The following is a 15,763-nucleotide window of genomic DNA, read 5'->3' on the forward strand; positions in this document are numbered from 1 at the left end:
GTCATTTCAGCCAATTCTTCATTTGAACCAAAAACGTCATTTGAGAATATCGCCGCGAAAACCGTAGGGCAGCATGTCGCCCATGGTCACGGTCTCGGCAACGCCGGTATTGTCGCAGAGGTAGAGTTTGGTTTCAGGCCGGCAGAATTCGGCGAGCCGCTGGCGGCAGCCACCGCAAGGCGAGCATTTGGCCATGCGCTCGGCAAGGACAGCGATTTCGACGATCTTGCCGCCGCCGCCCATGATGTAGTGGCCAAGGGCTGTGGTTTCGGCGCACCAGCCCTCCGGATAGGAGGCGACCTCGATGTTGGCGCCAGTGAAGACGCGTCCGTCCTCGGTGCGAAGTGCGGCACCCACGGGAAATTTCGAGTAGGGCGCATAGGCCTTGGCCATGGCGGTCTTGGCCGCTTCGAACAGATCATGCGACATTCAGTTGTTCTCTCCGATGATCATGTCCAAAACCCGGCGCCTGCCTCGCGCCGAGCTATCGGTCCTTAAAGCGCGTCGCGTCGAAACGGATTCAGGCGACGCGCTTCAACTTTTTGTTTTATGCATGTCGTCTTCCCAAAACCGCGGTCACTTTTGGGCGACATGCATCAGCGTTCCTTGACGTAGGGCACGCCGCCGGCGCGCGGCGGGATCGCCTTGCCGATGAAGCCAGCGAGCAGGATGACGGTGAGGATATAGGGCAGCGCCTGCATGAACTGCACCGGCACCTTGCCGATGATCGGAAGCGGCGAACCCTGCAGGCGGATCGCCAGCGCGTCGAGGAAGCCAAACAAGAGGCAGGCGAACATGGCATTGACCGGCTTCCATTTGGCGAAGATCAGCGCCGCCAGGGCGATGTAGCCCTTGCCGGCGGTCATGTCCTTCACGAAGCCTCCATTCTGCACCATCGACAGGTAGGCGCCGGCGATGCCGGTGAGGATGCCGGTGCAGATCAGCGCCCGGTAGCGCAGCCACGCGACCGAGATGCCGGCGGTATCGACGGCGGCAGGGTTCTCACCGACGGCGCGCAGCCTGAGGCCAAAGCGGGTGCGAAACAGCACCCACCAGGTGAACGGCACCATCAGGAAAGCGAGATAGACCAGTATCGAGTGGCCGGAGATCAGCTCCGCATAGATCGGTCCGATGATCGGCACGTCCCTGATTGCATCGGCGCCGGGCCAGACAATCGCCTCGAACCGCTCGCCCGGCTGCAGCGCCGGCGTGCGCCCGCCTTGCTGAAACCAGGCCTGGCCGAGCATGACGGTCGAGCCGGCGGCGATGAAATTGATCGCGACGCCGGAAACGATCTGGTTGCCGCGGTGCGTGATCGAGGCAAAGCCGTGGATCAGCGCGAAGGCGACCGAAACCAGGATGGCCATGCCGAGGCCGAGAAGGGCCGAATGGAAGACCGACGCAGCGGCGGCCCCAGCGAAGGCACCGACCAGCATCTTGCCCTCGAGCCCGATGTCGAAGACGCCCGCGCGTTCCGAATAGAGACCGGCGAGGCAAGCGAGCAGCAGCGGTACCGACAGGCGGATGGTGGAGTCGAGTATCTGCACGATGGCGATGAAGATATCCATCTCAGGCACCCTTTCCCTTGACCGCTTCCATGCCGACCGACCTCGGACTGAACGAGGCGAACAGCGCCTGGATGTAAGGCCTGAACATGTGCTCCAGCGCGCCGGCGAACAGGATCACCAGGCCCTGGATGATAACGATCATGTCGCGGCTGATCGCTGGCATCTCGAAGGCGAGTTCGGCGCCGCCCTGATAGAGCATGCCAAACAGGATCGCCGCCAGCACGATACCGACCGGATGGAGCCGCCCCATCAGCGCCACGGCAATGCCGACGAAGCCGGCACCGGAGACGAAGTCGAGCGCGACATTGTGCTGGTCGCCCATCACCGGATTGAGCGCCATCATGCCGGCCAGCGCGCCGGAGATCATCATGGCGGTGATGATGATGCGGGTCTCCGAAATACCGGCATAGCGCGCAGCCTTCGGGCTGTGGCCGTAGGTGCGCATCTCATAGCCGAGCTTGGTGCGCCAGATCAGCAGCCAGACCAGGAAGGCCATGACCAGCGCCAGCAGGAAGGTGACGTTGAGCGGCGCCGAGCGGATCTTGGCGCCGAACAGCTCGATGATCCAGTTGAGCTTGGGCAATTCCGCGCCGGGGAGGAAGTTGCGCGTCTGCGGTGCCTGCGAGGCGGCCGGCTTCAAAGGGCCGACCAGCAGGTAGACCATGATCGAGGCGGCGATGAAGTTGAACATGATGGTGGTGATGACGATGTGCGAGCCGCGCTTGGCCTGCAGATAAGCGGGGATCAGCGCCCACAAGGCCCCAACGACCGCCGCAGCGACGATCGCCAGTGGAAAAGTCAGCCACCAGGGCAACGTGCTGTCGAAGGAGAGGCAGACGATGGCGATGCCGAGGCCGGCAATGTAGGCTTGCCCCTCCGTGCCGATGTTGAACAGCCCGCAATGAGCGGCAACCGCCACCGAAAGGCCGGTGAAGATGAAGGTGGTGGCATAGAAAAGGGTGAAGGCGATGCCTGTTCCCTTGCCGAAGGCGCCCTCGACCAGGATGACGGCGGCGCGGAATGGATTTTCGCCGACCAGAAGCACGACGAAGCCGGCGACGATGAAGGCCACCGACAGGTTGATCAGCGGGATCAACCCATAATCGGCCCAGGCCGGCAATTTGGCGTAAGGCGTGCTCATGCCGCGGCCTCCTGCTCGACGCCTGCCATCAGCAGGCCGAGCTCGCCCTCCGTCGCCTCCGGGCCGCGCTCGCCGACGATACGGCCGGCAAACATCACCAGGATGCGGTCGGAGAGCGAGCGGATCTCGTCGAGCTCGACCGACACCACCAGCACGGCCTTGCCCTGATCGCGCATAGCGATCAGGCGCTTGTGGATGAATTCGATGGCGCCGACATCGACGCCGCGCGTCGGCTGGCCGACGATCAGCACGCCGGGGTCCTGTTCGATTTCCCGTGCCAGCACGATCTTCTGCTGATTGCCGCCGGAGAAGTTGGCGGTCTTCAGGCGCGGATTGCCGGGACGGATATCGTATTTCTCGATCTTGTCCTTGGCATCGGCCATGATGGCATCGACGTTGAGGAACGGCCCTTTCAGATAGCGGGGGTCGTCGTGATAGCCGAGGATCGAATTCTCGTTTTCCTCGAAGGCCAGCACCAGCCCGACATGGTGGCGATCCTCCGGCACGTGTGCCAGCCCGCGGTCGCGCAGCTCGCCGGGATCGGCGGCACCGGTCAGGTCGATCGGCTTGCCGTCGAGCGTGACCGAACCGGAAACGGCGCGCCTGATGCCGGAAATCGCCTCGAGCAGTTCGGATTGTCCGTTGCCTGCGACACCGGCGATGCCGACGATCTCGCCGGCCCTGATATCGAAGGAAATGTCGTCGACCATGGTGACGCCGCGCGAATCCTTGACCGTCAGGTTCTTGACCGCGAGCTTGACGGCGCCGGCTTCGGCTTCACCCTTCTCGACCCGCAGCAGCACGCGCCGCCCGACCATCAGTTCGGCCAGTTCCTCGACGGTGGTCTTCTTCGTCTCGCGGGTTGCCACCATCGTGCCCTGGCGCATCACCGACACCGTGTCGGTGATGGCCATGATCTCGCGCAATTTGTGGGTGATCAGCACCACCGTCTTGCCCTGTTCTTTCAACTGCTTGAGGATGCGGAACAGATGGTCGGCCTCGGCGGGTGTCAGCACGCCCGTCGGCTCGTCGAGGATCAGAATCTCGGCGCCGCGATAGAGCGCCTTGAGGATTTCGACGCGTTGCTGCAGGCCGACCGGCAGTTCCTCGATGATGGCGTCTGGATCGACTTCGAGCCCGTACTCACGCTCCAGCCGTTCCAGTTCGGAGCGCGCCTTGGCGATACTGCGCTTCAACAGCGCATCGCTTTCGGCGCCGAGAATGATGTTTTCCAGCACCGAGAAATTGTCGACCAGCATGAAATGCTGGTGCACCATGCCGATGCCGAGCGCGATGGCGTCGTTGGGCGTCTTGATCGATGCCGGATTGCCGCCGACGCGGATCTCGCCGCTGTCGGCCTGGTAGAAGCCATAGAGGATCGACATCAGCGTCGATTTGCCGGCGCCGTTTTCACCGACGATGCCGTGGATGGTGCCGCGCGCGATCTCCAGATTGATATCGCGGTTGGCGCGCACGGCGCCAAAACTCTTGTTGATGCCGATCAGTTCGATAGCGGCTTGCGCCATGCAGCCAGTCCCACTCTTATTTTTTTATCGCTTGGTCAAAATGCCTAGCATGACGCTCCGCCCATGCCAATCGGCCGGAGCAGCATCCACTCTCGGCAAATCCCGGTGCGCTTGTCAATTTCCAACGTGTCCGTGGCCTTCATATTCGCTAATATGACGAAGCCGAAATAAGCATCTAGATAAAAGCCAGGGATTGCCAATGACCATGCCCGCCGACCGGCTGACGACGCTGGAAATCCGCGCCGCCGAGCAGGAAAAGACCATCGAGGAGCTGTCAGGGCAGATTGCCGAGCAATGGAAGGTGATCGAACGCATGCAGCGCAAGCTCGATGCGCTGACCGACCGCTTCCTGGCGCTCGAGGAGCAGTCCACAGCCGACGTGCCTGTGACCAAGCCGCCGCATTATTGAGGAAAAAGGGAAGGGCGCAAACCATGGGCGACCGCATCGCAAGGGCTGGTGACTATGTGCTTGGCCTGATGAACGACGCGGAGCGCGAACGCGCCGAGCGCGATCTGGAGATAGACCCTGCCTTCCGCGACGCCGTGCTGCAGCTTGCCGAACGCATGCACATGTTCGACCGCGCCGGAAAACCGGGTGGCCTGCCAGCCAATCATTGGGAATTGGTCACCCAGCGTATCGCGGAATTGCCGCAGATGCGTACGTCCGGGTTGGGCAATTCGCGGTCTCCAGCGGTGATCCACAAACTCTCCCAGCCACCGTACGGGGTCGGCGTGCATTCGCTTGGCGGCTGGCGCGGCGCCATCATCGCGATCGTGCTGATCGCGGTCTTCGCGCTCGGCTATCTCGTCGGTCGGTTATAGCCGCAGTTCGCGCGCCATCAGCAGCATAGGGTGACCGTCCTGCTCGAACGGCTCGACGACCGTCCAACCAACCCCGGCATAGAAATCGCGCGCTTCCCACGTATAGAGGTAGAGCCTCTCCACACCGATCGACGAGGCGCGCGATTCGATGGCCGCGACCAGCGCGCGGCCGATCCCCTTGTTGCGGTGATGGTGATCAACGACCAGCCCCGCCAGCCATGGCGTCAGATCATGCGCGGGCTCCAATTCGTGGCGAACCAGCAGGCATGTGCCGACGGGTAAGTTGCCGATTCGGGCCACAAGCGCCTTCTCGAAGCCGTCACCGGCCAACAGCAGGCGGAGCCCATCAGCGTCTTCTTCCGCCGTCCTTGCGCTGTCCTCGAAAAAGGCGGCAACGCGCAATCGTGCCGCCGCCTCGACGTCGCTTTCGGTCATGGGTTCTATGATCGTCGTCACTCTTGCCTCGGTGTCTCGCCAAAGTCCTCCAAAAACAAAACCGCCGGGACAAGGCCCGGCGGTTCGCAAATTGGTGTTAGCCGATCAATAAGGGCAGGCGTTGTCAGCGGTGTAGTCGTGCACCTGGATCTTGCCGGAGATGATGTCGGCCTTGGCCTTCTCGACCGCCGCCTTCATCTCAGGAGTCACCAGCGCCTTGTTGTTGTCGTCCATGGCGTAGTCGACGCCGCCCTCCTTGAGGCCGAGGTTCTCGAGACCGCCCTTGAAGGTGCCGTTCTTGCCATCCATGAAGGCGGTGTAGACGGCAACGTCGACGCGCTTCATCATCGAGGTCAGAACCTTGCCGGGCTGCAGGCCGTTCTGGTTGGAATCGACGCCGATGCCAAGCTTGCCGGCATCCGCCGCCGCCTGGAGCACACCGACGCCGGTGCCGCCGGCGGCGGCGTAGACCACGTCGGCGCCCTGGTCGATCTGCGTCTTGGCGATCTCGCCGCCCTTGGCCGGATCATTCCAAGCTGCCGGCGTGTCGCCGGTCATGTTCTGGATGACGTCGGTCGCGCCGGCCGACTTGGCGCCGCCGACATAGCCGCATTCGAACTTGCGGATCAGCGGGATGTCCATGCCGCCGATGAAGGCAACCTTCTTCGACTTCGAAGCCATCGCCGCCATGATGCCGACGAGGTAGGAGCCTTCATTCTCCTTGAACACCAGCGAGCGGACATTGGGCAGGTCGACGGCATCGTCGATGATGGCGAAGTTGAGATCGGGATATTCGGCCGCGACCTTCTTCAGCGCATCCTCCCAGGCAAAGCCGGCCATGACGATCGGGTTGTGGCCGTCCTCGGCGAAGCGGCGCAGCGCCTGCTCGCGCTGCGAGGCGTTGGACACTTCGAACTCGACATAGGGCGTGCCGGTCTCGGTCTTGAATTTTTCGGCGCCATGGAAGGCAGCCTCGTTGAAGGATTTGTCGAACTTGCCCCCCAGATCATAGAGGATGGCCGGCTGGACATCCGCGGCGAAAGCCGGAAGAACCATTGCGGTTGCGGCCAGGAGGCCGAGAACGATACGTTTCATGTGATCCACACCCTGTCGGTTATTTTTTCCGTTACGCACCGCCTGGCTGCCCGGTTCACCGGCAGCCACGCGACGTCAGCCAGGAGTGTATTCCCCTCCCGCTCTTGGGCAATCTGGCACGGCCCGAAACAAAATTCACGCGGAATTTTGACCTTTTGGAAAAGCATGCCACGGGCAAGCTGCGGTGCAGGCCAATGCTTGCGCGCAAGAGCGGTTAATCGTTTCACGGAAACGCCGAACCGCTCTAACTTTTTGTTTTGACGCAATTCCCAAGGGGAAGCGCTTCGCGCTTCTCCCGGGAAAACCGTTTCACACTTTTCCTGGAATTGCTCTGGCCATCAGGCGGTGGCGGCCGGCATGGCGCAGGCGATGCCCGTGCCCTTGAGGTTGCAATAGCCGTAAGGGTTCTTCGCCAGATATTGCTGGTGATCGGCCTCGGCGAAGTAAAAGGCGGGCGCCGGCGCGATCTCGGTGGTGATCCTGCCATGGCCGGCGCCGCACAGCGAGGCTTCGTAGGCAGCGCGCGAGGCGCTCGTCGCCTGGATTTGTGCATCGCCAAACGTGTAGATCGCGGAGCGGTAGGTGGTGCCGACATCATTGCCCTGGCGCATGCCTTGCGTCGGGTCGTGGCTTTCCCAGAAGAGCTGCAGAAGTTCGGCATAGGAGACGATCCTGGGGTCGAAGACGACCAGCACCACTTCGGTGTGGCCGGTGAGCCCGGTGCAGGTTTCCTGATAGGTCGGGTTGGGCGTGATGCCGCCGGCATAGCCGACGGCGGTGACCCAGACGCCTTCGATCTGCCAGAACAGCCGCTCGGCGCCCCAGAAACAGCCGAGCCCGAACATCGCCGTCTCCAGCCCATCGGGATAGGGGCCCTTGAGCGGCCGTTTCAGGACATGGTGTTTTGATGCGGTCGGGACCGCCTTGGCGCGGCCCGGCAGCGCTTCGGACGGCTTCGGCAAATGGAGCTTCCTGTTCAGCATGTCGCTGAGAAAGAACATGCGCGGCCTTCCTTCCCTGGGTAGCGCTCAAGAATAGGTCAGTTGGTGGCGAATTGGTTGGTGCGCCGCTGCCGGCGGTAGCCGATGGCATAAAGCAGGAAGGCCATCACCGCGAACACGGCAAAGCCCGGCTGGTTGAGCACCCAGGCGATGGCGCCATCCCACACCAGCGGACTGGCCTTGGCGCGGACGAAGGTTTCGAAAGCCGCCCGCGTGTCCGGCGAGACGGCCAGCCAGCTGGCGTTGAGCGGGGTCAGTACGAGAGCCGAAGCCGCCACTGTGCGCGTCGTATCGAGCACCGCCATGATGACGGAGACCGACAGCGCGACCATGGCGGCAAGACGAAAAATAAAGCGAAACATCAAGCTCTCCCCCGGCCGACCCCAGACGTTTCCGGCACCAGCGAGAAATAGAGTGCGCAGCGTCGGCCCGCAACCGCGATACGCGAATTTGAAAGGCCTCGCTATGCCACCGGCTTGCGCTTGCGCCGGTGAACCAGCCAGACGCCAAGAATACCGCCGCCGATGGCGCCGACCACCAGCCCGCCCAGGCCGAAGAAGGCGGCGAAATAGCCGCAGCCACCTTCGAAGCAGCTAACCTGCGCGACATCGGCGATCACCGATCCGGCCAGGAAGCCGCCCACGGCGCCGACGGCGGCACCGAGGACGATGCCGAGCAAGGCGGCGGCAATGGAAACCAGGACCGGCGGCGCTTCGGTTTCCGGTTTCGCGTAGACGGTCTCGGCGCCCGAGCCGTGGCGAAGCAGGTAGATGCAAAGCAGCCCAACGCCGATCTCGATGGCGGTGATGCCGAGGCTCCTGGCGGAGAAGACGAAATCCGGCACGGCAAGCACATAGGCTTGCCTTGCCAGCACCCAGACGATGAGGGCGATCTGCCAGACGGTGAAATGGCGGGGGAAGCGCGCTGAGCGGCCGAAGGCGAGGCCGAGCAGGTAAAGCCCCCACAGGATGATGATGACATCCGCGATGAGCCCGCCAAGCAGGAAATAGAGAATCTTGTCCGGCAGGCCGGAATTGCCGACCAGCCACCAGGCCGACGCCAGGCCATAGACCGACCACGCCATGACGAAGATAAGCCAGCCCACCGGGACATAAGACAGGTCGCCGCCAGGACGCCCGATCGGCGCCTGTCCACCCGGGATTCCGCTGGCCGGTTGTTCGCTGCTGGATGTCATGTCAGGACGATGCCCCCGCAAAGCCTCTTTATCACTCGACAGGTGGCCGGCGGCGAAGTCAAGCATGGCCGGCCTCGCGGCCTTGCCTGTGCACATCATTCTAGGCGCCGGCGCCTCGAAAACGGCTGCGACGGCGGCCTCGCCAAACGCTGTGTCGCCGGCAAAGCGAATAGACTGCCGTTATGGCTTGGCATTCGGCGCGGGATCGACTAGATGAGCCCCGCGCCTGTTGCTTCGACGGCTCAGGTGCCGGGGAAGGATGTCTGCTGGTTGGGCGGCATCCATGGCGCGGAAACTCCGCGTCGCGGCCCCAAGGAGATGCATCTCCCCAACACGCGCGGCGAAACCGGCTAGCGCGAAGGCAAGGACGGAGAGGTGGCCGAGTGGTTGAAGGCGCACGCCTGGAAAGTGTGTTTACGGGAGACCGTAACGCGGGTTCGAATCCCGCTCTCTCCGCCATATCATCAAATAAATCAACAACTTATAGTGAATTTCAGAGCTTACCCGCCAAAGAGCCCATCATGCAGGATGCTATTGATTTAGGCAGCATGCGACGGCGTGAGACATCCGGCCGGGGCGCCATTCCCATCATAAGACGATATCTTGGACCCATCGAGATCACAATTCTGGCAAAGGCGGTGAGCGACTACTAGGCTGGGGTGAATCTGGCCTTTCTGTGTAGCGCTGTTCTGTAAATCCTTTGCGGCCGCCTCGATCGACGCCGCGCGCGCGTCTTCGATGAATTGCTTAATCGCCTCTTCGCTCATGCGGATACCATGCCTTGCGACATGTTATGCTGCCGCACTTTCCGAAGGGGGACACGATGCTGATGCGCGTCTGCTGGTTGTTGATTGGGGTCGCAATTGGAGTTGCTGTGACTTTGGCGATCACAAGCCAAACTTGGCTGATCGCAAGCCTTGAATACAATCTGACCTGGGACCGGGGCCGAGATTGGGTTGGAGCTTTGTCCGGCTGGGCAGCATTCGTCGCAGCAGCGGCAAGCTTGCCCTATTTGATAGGACAGTGGCGCGAGGCCAAAAAGCAAACGAGATTCGTGATCGGCGACGAAGATCCAACCCTCGACGTCATCGAACATTTGAAAGACAAAAACACGCTTGTTATCAGAATAGTGAACTGGAATAGGCGGACGATCTTCGTGAAGGACATTGCGGTCGCGTCCAAAACCAAACCCTCGAACATGACGGACCAGGCTGTCGTTTGGGACGCCAAGAACGAAGATGGTGATGTCGACGCGAAACTCCCCATTCAGATCAAGGGCTGGGAAGATCGAGCGGCAAGGCCCGGCTTTGCGAGCCTCGATATCCTTCTGATTAGACAAGCAGCCGGTAGCGAGGAGAACTGGACAGCAGACAGCGTAGTGCCTTTCCCGCAGGATGCGAGCATAGTCGCGACCATTCAGCTGCTGGGCAACGTGCACCGCCTGCTTGAGCTCACCGCAAACGCGTTTCCTGCAAAAACGCCTTGATGTAGGCTCCAGCGCCCGGAGCGCGTTGTCGGATGCGCACGCCGATGTCATCAGTCGTCAAAGCCAAGGTCAACGACGTCTTCAGCAAGGAACCAGTCTTGTGCCAGTTCCCTTTTCGGTCGAATTGGACGAGATAGGACGTGCGCCCACGATCGCGCCAAGCGCCAACCCGCTGCTGGTGGACGGAACTACATTTCGACCCTTTCTGTCTGGCGCCTTCAGCCGAATTGCGCCTGCGTAACCGTCCCGGATGTCGATAGGCTGCTCGACCAGATGGTCAAAGTTCTGAAATGAATATTCCAGCCATTCGACCTCGGGAAGCGCGGCCGCCATGTGCACACCAACCTCCAGGAAAGTGTTGCCGATGCTGACCGGGATCCCGAGTTCGGCGGCAAGCCATCCGATGCGCATGACATCCGTCACTTGGCCGTGGACATTCAGGATGTCTGCCGCATGGGGATGGACACGGACGTCGAGAAGACCTTGTCCATAGGCCATTTGCCCGGCATTTCGTTTGAACACTGCTTAAGGCGCTCGATCATCCAACGGCCCGCGGGTCCCGGAGGTGAGGCGATTGGGTAGATGGCCGATATCGGCAGCTCAAGTCCGCCCCGTGGTATATCTTGGATCGAAAGTTCAACAAGCCGCCCCTCGGCGATGTCCTTCCCGACGACGTGGAGCGGCATGCCACCCCAACCCAGCCCGCTGATGAGAAAGGCGTGCTTGGCAAACAGGTCAGCCAACCGCCAGGTTGAAGGCGATATGACTCCGATCTCCCTCCCGGCTGATAGATCGGATCGATCAGTGAGCACCAGTTGAACGTGTCGCGCCAGCTCATCCCGTGGAATGAGGCCACCATACGCCGCCAGCGGATGGTTTGCAGCCGCGACCATGACAAAGTCAACGCTGGTGACGCGCTCGGCCACAAGGCCAGAGGGCAGTACTGGCAGAGATCCAACGATGCCGAAGCTTGCGCGACCATCCATGACGGGTTGCACCGCGCCGCCGAGCGCCTCGACAAGTAGCCGCAAAGGTGTGGCGGGGAATTGTCCGCGGAACTCGTGAGCGACCTCGGCAATCGCGGTGATCGGAAAGAAGACGTCGATCACCGCAGCCAGCTCCGCCTCCAGCCCGCCTGATATTCCCTTCGCGCGTGCCTTCATGCCATCAACGCCGGACACGACAGCCCGCGCGTCGGCAAGAAGCACACCACCTTCGGTCGTCAGCCGCGGATATCGAGCGCTGCGGTCGAACAGCGTTACCCCAAGCTGCGTTTCCAAGTTGGCCATGGTTTCGCTGACGGCAGACTGGGTTCGCCTTAGGCGCCGGGCCGCAGCAGAGAAGCTTCCTTCGTCAGCCGCGGCAACAAAAGTCCGCAGTTGGTCAAGAGATAGACCATCAAGCACGTTGCTTTCCTTCTATCGAGCTAACCGATGGATCTGCTAAAAATATCCAGGCTGCTCCTATTTATGCAAGAGTACGACTGACCCGTCAACGCTGAGCCGAGACGATCTTCGGCGGCAAAGAGTGCCGGCCAACTGAAGTGCCGACCACGGATGCTTCCATGATTCAATCCATCGCTGAATCCGATGGATAGTATCGTGACATACCGGCTTTCCCGGCACGTGCGATGGTGGCATTACGATCCTTAGACGCAATCGACAAATTCAACCAAACCCCGAGCCGACCCATGGGCGGTGCAACAAATTCGCCTGTGAAGGTGGCGGGTTCGCAACACCAGCACTATCGGCCTGTACCTCAACGTCTTTGTTGAGATGAACATGCGCTTTGGAGCGAGATCACTGCGCGACAGCGCCGAATTGAACTCTACAATGGAGGCGGCAATGACTGTTACGAGTGCCCTGCAAGACTCGGCAGTGGAACATTTGATCCTTCCGCCTGTTCGCGATCTGGGTGATGGGTTCAAGGTTCGCCGTGCGCTCCCATCGGCACAGCGCCGCACGGTTGGTCCTTTCATTTTCCTCGATCATTTCGGACCGGTGGTGTTTCGAGAAGGGGCTGGCCTGAATGTCCGCCCCCATCCCCATATCGGCCTGTCGACCCTCACCTACCTGCTCGAAGGCGAAATGGTTCATCGAGACAGCATCGGGAGCGTTGAGACGGTCCGTCCCGGTGACGTGAACTGGATGACAGCGGGTAGCGGCATCGTCCACTCCGAGCGCTCACCCGCGAAATTGCAGGCTCAAGGTGGAACGATGTTCGGCCAGCAAATCTGGGTCGCCTTGCCCAAGGCGCTCGAAGAAATGCAGCCGGGTTTCTCCAATCACGCCAACGGCACTCTGCCCAGGCTCCAGGCCGACGGAGCCTCGCTCACCGTCGTTGCGGGCAGTGCGTTCGGAGAACGCTCGCCGGTGCCGGTCTATTCGGACCTGATGTATGTCGACGCCGTGCTCCAGCCTGGCGCGCGGTTGCAAGTGCCCACGGATCATATCGAGCGGGCCGTGTTTGTCGTCTCTGGCGAGATTGAAGTCGCCGGCCAGACAGGAACATTCGGCGAAGCGCAGTTTGTCGTCTTCAAGCCTGGCGCGGAGATCATCGTGAGCACACGCGGCGGAGCGCATCTGATGCTGGTCGGCGGCGAACCTTTTCCCGAGCAACGTCACGTCTACTGGAACTTCGTTTCGAGTTCCAAGGATCGGATCGAGCAAGCGAAGGACGACTGGCGGCAGGGCCGCTTCCCCGAAGTCGCTGGCGAAACGGAGTTCATTCCGTTGCCGCCAGAGCCTACGCAGGTCGAGTCTGCCGGCTCATGACCTCGCAAGGTGGCACGATGGAAATCGGTATCGACAAGTTTCGCCGCAATTTTCTCTGGCATGCCTCGGGTAGAGCGCCGCAGCGCGGTGGACATCCAGAATGCATTCCTGGCGGCCAAGGTGGTCATGGCGGTGTCTGATACTGGATCAGTCCACAGTCATTGGCGAGAAACGGCTTGAGTTGGCAGTCGTGGTCGAGCGCGCGCCTCTTCAGCTTGATCGGACCCATCTAAAAATATCAATCGATCGGAGAAGTAAATGAAGCGCAGAGAGATACTTATTGCCGGCGCTGCAGCCGGTGCAGCGACATTGCTGACGACGCCGACGACCGCGGTAGCCGCCGCCGCAGCCAGCACATCCAGTTCCAAAACCAAAGGAAATGACATGACATCAAACAAGTGGATGATTGACCCGAACGATGCTGTATTGCTGCTGATAGATCATCAGAGCGGCTTGTTCCAGTTGGTCCGTGATATGGAGTACAGGGAACTCCGCAACAACGTAAATGCTCTTGCGAAGGTAGCGAAGATCGCGAAGATCCCGACCGTTGTAACGGCATCAGTTCCCGAAGGTGCTAATGGTCCGACCATTCCCGAGATCCTTCAGAGCAACCCCGATGCGGTGTACGTTCCACGCAGCGGCCCGATCAACGCGTGGGATCACCGCCCCTTTGTCGAAGCGATCGAGAAGACCAAGCGGAAGACACTGCTGATCGCAGGCACACTCACCAGCATTTGCATGGTGTTTCCCGCACTGAAAGCTCTCGAGGCTGGATACAAAGTGTTCTGCATTGTCGATGCATCGGGCAATTGGTCGAAGATGGCGACCGACATATCCATTGCCCGGGTCACGCAGGCGGGCGCGATGCCGATTGACACATTCGCGGCGATTACAGAGGTGATGCACACTTGGGATCGCCCAGACGCGATGGAATTCGCCAAGGTCTTTGTCGACCACGTCGAACCCGCATATGGGGCGTTGTTTGAAAGCTATTACGCGGCACAGAAAGCCGCGAAATAGGTCCAGGCAGCTATTGGGACGCGGGCCACCTGGTGACGGGTGGCCCTCACGGTTCAATCCGGAGGAAGTTGCAGAAAAGGTAGATGCCTCATTTCGCACGCGAAAACATGGGCCAAAACGCGAAATTGACCAGCCCCGACGACACCACGGGAGCAACGGTCGTCATCACTCATCGGGTGCGTGATGGCAGGCAGGGTGACTACGAAAAATGGATAAACGAAATCGGCCCGCTTTGCCGGTCATCGCCTGGCAATCTTGACTGGCAGATCATCCGGCCGGTTCCAGGCTTCTCCTCAACCTACAGCGTTATTATCAGGTTTGACACTATAGCGCATCTGCGAGGCTGGACGGAGTCGTCCGTTCGCGGTCAGCTCATCGAAAGAGTCAAACCGTTTCTTGCCAGTGGCGACGATTTCTCTATTCGTAGCGGTCTGGATTTCTGGTTTGCCCCGACGGAGGCCAAGACCAAGGTGCCAGCCCGCTGGCGGCAGAGTTTGGTGACCTGGTCTGTAATTTATCCCCTGGTCCTCGGCGTTCCCATGATCGTCTTGCCGGCTCTGCGGTTCCTGGGCATCCCTGACCATCGTTTGATCACTACTTTTGTTGTTACGGGAACCATCGTCGTGCTCATGGTCTACGTCATCATGCCGCGCTATACGAAGCTCGTGAAGCGCTGGCTGTTTGCCTGAGCGATAGTAAGCGCAAGCACCATCATGGTTCCTTCCCCTTTCGATGTCGGCGCTGAGGCCGTTGTCGTTAGTTCCGTCTTGTGGCTCAAGCTTGTTGTCGAGAGTGTGGGTGCGCTCGTTATCGGAATCGGAATGGTGGCCTCTTTCGTCGAGTTCGCACGAACCTATGTCACGCATCAGATTCGTGACAACAAATCGGTGAGGCAGACACTGGCGGGATACATGGCGCTCGCGTTGGAATTTCAGTTGGGCGCCGACATTCTCGCAACGTCCGTCGCACCCAGTTGGGACATGCTCGGAAAGCTAGGCGCTGTCGCCGTCCTTCGAACAGCGTTGAACTATTTTCTGACGCGGGAAATGAAGCAAGAGGAAGAAGCGCGGGGTCATGAATAAGCTGAGGCTGCTGTTCCACCCGCCATACTCGTTTGATCTCTACCTCAATCGCAGGCGCCTTCCCGCGCAGCGGGATCTTTCTCCGGCCCCGAACCTGCCTGGCGGCAATGCGTCTAAGCCGGCCATTCAGCAGAACTGGGTGATCTCCTGAAAGCTGAGATCGCCGCTGTGGGCAAACCGCCAGAAGCGTGTTGGTCACTTCCTGCTCAGGAGCCTGGAGACTAGCGCGGCGAAGTTCCGCGACCTACATCGTCAGCGTCTTCGAGAAGCCCCCACCGGCGTACCTTGCTGACCGCCAAGGACAAGCAGAAGGCGTTCGATATGGCCAAGGAGATCGGCGACAAGGGTCGAACAGATCACGCCGAAGCCAAAGAAGCGATGAAACAAAATGGCCGGCGCCAGTTGGGATCTGGGTGGCTTGGGGATGACGCCGGCCAAGCGGACATCAGGTCCGCTGGAAGCACATGCTAATATACCGAAGGCGATCCCTGGATATGGTGTGATCGCGGAAGTCCTGCTCCCGCCTGCTCCCGTCGTGCTCAGGTTCACGTTCCGTGGATCAAGCTGACTGCCAAAAGGCGAGAGCCACAAAAAATAGAACACCAAATGCTATAAACA

Annotated in this window: 20 protein-coding genes and 1 tRNA gene; 9 read left to right on the plus strand and 12 right to left on the minus strand. The window is 60.7% G+C overall.

All coding sequences use genetic code 11. From position 1 onward, the window contains the following. Positions 1-36 precede the first annotated feature (36 nt). The 4 genes from cdd to EB235_RS10590 all read right to left on the minus strand — a co-directional run bounded on the left by cdd (position 37) and on the right by EB235_RS10590 (position 4,235). On the minus strand, positions 37-429 hold the full coding sequence (cdd, locus tag EB235_RS10575; RefSeq protein ID WP_027031029.1) for a cytidine deaminase: 393 nt from the start codon (positions 427-429) through the stop codon (positions 37-39). 167 nt (positions 430-596) lie between these two features. Further along, complete coding sequence (locus EB235_RS10580; protein ID WP_027031028.1) at positions 597-1,568, minus strand: ABC transporter permease; 972 nt, start codon at positions 1,566-1,568, stop codon at positions 597-599. A 1-nt stretch (position 1,569) separates the two neighbouring features. Further along, the gene (locus EB235_RS10585; RefSeq protein WP_027031027.1) at positions 1,570-2,709 is read right to left on the minus strand and encodes an ABC transporter permease; all 1,140 of its coding nucleotides are present in this window, start codon (positions 2,707-2,709) and stop codon (positions 1,570-1,572) included. Further along, positions 2,706-4,235 carry an ABC transporter ATP-binding protein gene (locus EB235_RS10590; protein WP_027031026.1) on the minus strand — a complete coding sequence of 510 codons (1,530 nt, stop codon included), beginning with the start codon at positions 4,233-4,235 and terminating at the stop codon, positions 2,706-2,708. The genes EB235_RS10585 and EB235_RS10590 overlap by 4 nt, the downstream gene beginning before the upstream one ends. A 199-nt stretch (positions 4,236-4,434) precedes the next feature. Between EB235_RS10590 and EB235_RS10595 the strand changes: the two genes are divergently transcribed. Together EB235_RS10595 and EB235_RS10600 are read left to right on the plus strand one after the other, a co-directional pair. Next, positions 4,435-4,644, plus strand: a complete 210-nt coding sequence (locus EB235_RS10595) for a SlyX family protein (RefSeq protein WP_027031025.1) — start codon at positions 4,435-4,437, stop codon at positions 4,642-4,644. Positions 4,645-4,667: 23 nt separating this feature from the next. Continuing rightward, positions 4,668-5,057: a hypothetical protein gene (locus tag EB235_RS10600; protein ID WP_027031024.1), complete on the plus strand. Its 390-nt coding sequence runs from the start codon at positions 4,668-4,670 to the stop codon at positions 5,055-5,057. Here the strand turns inward: EB235_RS10600 and EB235_RS10605 are convergent. The 5 genes from EB235_RS10605 to EB235_RS10625 form a co-directional block, all read right to left on the minus strand. Next, positions 5,052-5,492, minus strand: coding sequence for a GNAT family N-acetyltransferase (locus EB235_RS10605; RefSeq protein WP_032925558.1), 441 nt, complete (start codon positions 5,490-5,492; stop codon positions 5,052-5,054). The genes EB235_RS10600 and EB235_RS10605 overlap by 6 nt on opposite strands. A gap of 105 nt (positions 5,493-5,597) precedes the next feature. Beyond that, the gene (locus tag EB235_RS10610) at positions 5,598-6,587 is read right to left on the minus strand and encodes a BMP family lipoprotein (protein WP_027031022.1); all 990 of its coding nucleotides are present in this window, start codon (positions 6,585-6,587) and stop codon (positions 5,598-5,600) included. 338 nt (positions 6,588-6,925) lie between these two features. Then, positions 6,926-7,588 (minus strand): peptide-methionine (S)-S-oxide reductase MsrA, encoded by a 663-nt coding sequence (msrA, locus tag EB235_RS10615; protein ID WP_027031021.1) that lies wholly within the window; start codon positions 7,586-7,588, stop codon positions 6,926-6,928. A gap of 38 nt (positions 7,589-7,626) precedes the next feature. After that, the gene (locus EB235_RS10620) at positions 7,627-7,950 is read right to left on the minus strand and encodes a hypothetical protein (RefSeq protein ID WP_027031020.1); all 324 of its coding nucleotides are present in this window, start codon (positions 7,948-7,950) and stop codon (positions 7,627-7,629) included. A gap of 101 nt (positions 7,951-8,051) precedes the next feature. After that, positions 8,052-8,783, minus strand: coding sequence for a hypothetical protein (locus EB235_RS10625; RefSeq protein WP_245268830.1), 732 nt, complete (start codon positions 8,781-8,783; stop codon positions 8,052-8,054). Between the two features lie 213 nt (positions 8,784-8,996). On the opposite strand from EB235_RS10625, the gene EB235_RS10630 reads away from it, so the two are divergent. The 3 genes from EB235_RS10630 (at position 8,997) to EB235_RS10640 (ending at position 10,269) form a co-directional block, all read left to right on the plus strand. Beyond that, positions 8,997-9,137 carry a hypothetical protein gene (locus tag EB235_RS10630; RefSeq protein ID WP_155256413.1) on the plus strand — a complete coding sequence of 47 codons (141 nt, stop codon included), beginning with the start codon at positions 8,997-8,999 and terminating at the stop codon, positions 9,135-9,137. A 15-nt stretch (positions 9,138-9,152) separates the two neighbouring features. After that, positions 9,153-9,242: transfer RNA gene (locus tag EB235_RS10635), tRNA-Ser, on the plus strand. A gap of 364 nt (positions 9,243-9,606) precedes the next feature. After that, complete coding sequence (locus tag EB235_RS10640) at positions 9,607-10,269, plus strand: hypothetical protein (RefSeq protein ID WP_155256412.1); 663 nt, start codon at positions 9,607-9,609, stop codon at positions 10,267-10,269. 81 nt (positions 10,270-10,350) lie between these two features. On the opposite strand, the gene EB235_RS35170 is transcribed toward EB235_RS10640, so the two are convergent. After that, positions 10,351-10,680, minus strand: a complete 330-nt coding sequence (locus EB235_RS35170) for a hypothetical protein (RefSeq protein WP_027031016.1) — start codon at positions 10,678-10,680, stop codon at positions 10,351-10,353. A gap of 26 nt (positions 10,681-10,706) precedes the next feature. After that, on the minus strand, positions 10,707-11,675 hold the full coding sequence (locus tag EB235_RS10650) for a LysR family transcriptional regulator (protein ID WP_051429682.1): 969 nt from the start codon (positions 11,673-11,675) through the stop codon (positions 10,707-10,709). Between the two features lie 438 nt (positions 11,676-12,113). On the opposite strand from EB235_RS10650, the gene EB235_RS10655 reads away from it, so the two are divergent. The 4 genes from EB235_RS10655 (at position 12,114) to EB235_RS10670 (ending at position 15,145) form a co-directional block, all read left to right on the plus strand. Then, a complete protein-coding gene (locus EB235_RS10655; protein ID WP_027031015.1) occupies positions 12,114-13,043 on the plus strand; it encodes a pirin family protein in 930 nt (309 codons plus the stop codon). A 258-nt stretch (positions 13,044-13,301) separates the two neighbouring features. Then, on the plus strand, positions 13,302-14,063 hold the full coding sequence (locus EB235_RS10660; RefSeq protein ID WP_245268829.1) for an isochorismatase family protein: 762 nt from the start codon (positions 13,302-13,304) through the stop codon (positions 14,061-14,063). Positions 14,064-14,146: 83 nt separating this feature from the next. After that, on the plus strand, positions 14,147-14,752 hold the full coding sequence (locus EB235_RS10665) for a hypothetical protein (RefSeq protein WP_208603633.1): 606 nt from the start codon (positions 14,147-14,149) through the stop codon (positions 14,750-14,752). A gap of 24 nt (positions 14,753-14,776) precedes the next feature. Next, entirely contained in the window at positions 14,777-15,145 is a 369-nt protein-coding gene (locus tag EB235_RS10670) for a DUF1622 domain-containing protein (protein WP_027031012.1), read from the plus strand. A 252-nt stretch (positions 15,146-15,397) separates the two neighbouring features. On the opposite strand, the gene EB235_RS10675 is transcribed toward EB235_RS10670, so the two are convergent. Further along, positions 15,398-15,583, minus strand: coding sequence for a hypothetical protein (locus EB235_RS10675; protein WP_155256411.1), 186 nt, complete (start codon positions 15,581-15,583; stop codon positions 15,398-15,400). Positions 15,584-15,763: the final 180 nt, after the last annotated feature.

It is taken from the genome of Mesorhizobium loti R88b, from assembly GCF_013170845.1.
GTDB classification, from domain to species: Bacteria; Pseudomonadota; Alphaproteobacteria; order Rhizobiales; family Rhizobiaceae; genus Mesorhizobium; species Mesorhizobium loti_B.

Excerpts from the sequence above, each read along its gene's own strand:
- cdd (WP_027031029.1), bottom strand. The coding sequence starts at position 429 with ATGTCGCATGATCTGTTCGAAGCGGCCAAGACCGCCATGGCCAAGGCC.
- EB235_RS10580 (WP_027031028.1), bottom strand. The coding sequence starts at position 1,568 with ATGGATATCTTCATCGCCATCGTGCAGATACTCGACTCCACCATCCGC.
- EB235_RS10585 (WP_027031027.1), bottom strand. The coding sequence starts at position 2,709 with ATGAGCACGCCTTACGCCAAATTGCCGGCCTGGGCCGATTATGGGTTG.
- EB235_RS10590 (WP_027031026.1), bottom strand. The coding sequence starts at position 4,235 with ATGGCGCAAGCCGCTATCGAACTGATCGGCATCAACAAGAGTTTTGGC.
- EB235_RS10595 (WP_027031025.1), top strand. The coding sequence starts at position 4,435 with ATGACCATGCCCGCCGACCGGCTGACGACGCTGGAAATCCGCGCCGCC.
- EB235_RS10600 (WP_027031024.1), top strand. The coding sequence starts at position 4,668 with ATGGGCGACCGCATCGCAAGGGCTGGTGACTATGTGCTTGGCCTGATG.
- EB235_RS10605 (WP_032925558.1), bottom strand. The coding sequence starts at position 5,492 with ATGACCGAAAGCGACGTCGAGGCGGCGGCACGATTGCGCGTTGCCGCC.
- EB235_RS10610 (WP_027031022.1), bottom strand. The coding sequence starts at position 6,587 with ATGAAACGTATCGTTCTCGGCCTCCTGGCCGCAACCGCAATGGTTCTT.
- msrA (WP_027031021.1), bottom strand. The coding sequence starts at position 7,588 with ATGTTCTTTCTCAGCGACATGCTGAACAGGAAGCTCCATTTGCCGAAG.
- EB235_RS10620 (WP_027031020.1), bottom strand. The coding sequence starts at position 7,950 with ATGTTTCGCTTTATTTTTCGTCTTGCCGCCATGGTCGCGCTGTCGGTC.
- EB235_RS10625 (WP_245268830.1), bottom strand. The coding sequence starts at position 8,783 with ATGACATCCAGCAGCGAACAACCGGCCAGCGGAATCCCGGGTGGACAG.
- EB235_RS10630 (WP_155256413.1), top strand. The coding sequence starts at position 8,997 with ATGAGCCCCGCGCCTGTTGCTTCGACGGCTCAGGTGCCGGGGAAGGAT.
- EB235_RS10640 (WP_155256412.1), top strand. The coding sequence starts at position 9,607 with ATGCTGATGCGCGTCTGCTGGTTGTTGATTGGGGTCGCAATTGGAGTT.
- EB235_RS35170 (WP_027031016.1), bottom strand. The coding sequence starts at position 10,680 with ATGCGCATCGGATGGCTTGCCGCCGAACTCGGGATCCCGGTCAGCATC.
- EB235_RS10655 (WP_027031015.1), top strand. The coding sequence starts at position 12,114 with ATGACTGTTACGAGTGCCCTGCAAGACTCGGCAGTGGAACATTTGATC.
- EB235_RS10660 (WP_245268829.1), top strand. The coding sequence starts at position 13,302 with ATGAAGCGCAGAGAGATACTTATTGCCGGCGCTGCAGCCGGTGCAGCG.
- EB235_RS10665 (WP_208603633.1), top strand. The coding sequence starts at position 14,147 with ATGCCTCATTTCGCACGCGAAAACATGGGCCAAAACGCGAAATTGACC.
- EB235_RS10670 (WP_027031012.1), top strand. The coding sequence starts at position 14,777 with ATGGTTCCTTCCCCTTTCGATGTCGGCGCTGAGGCCGTTGTCGTTAGT.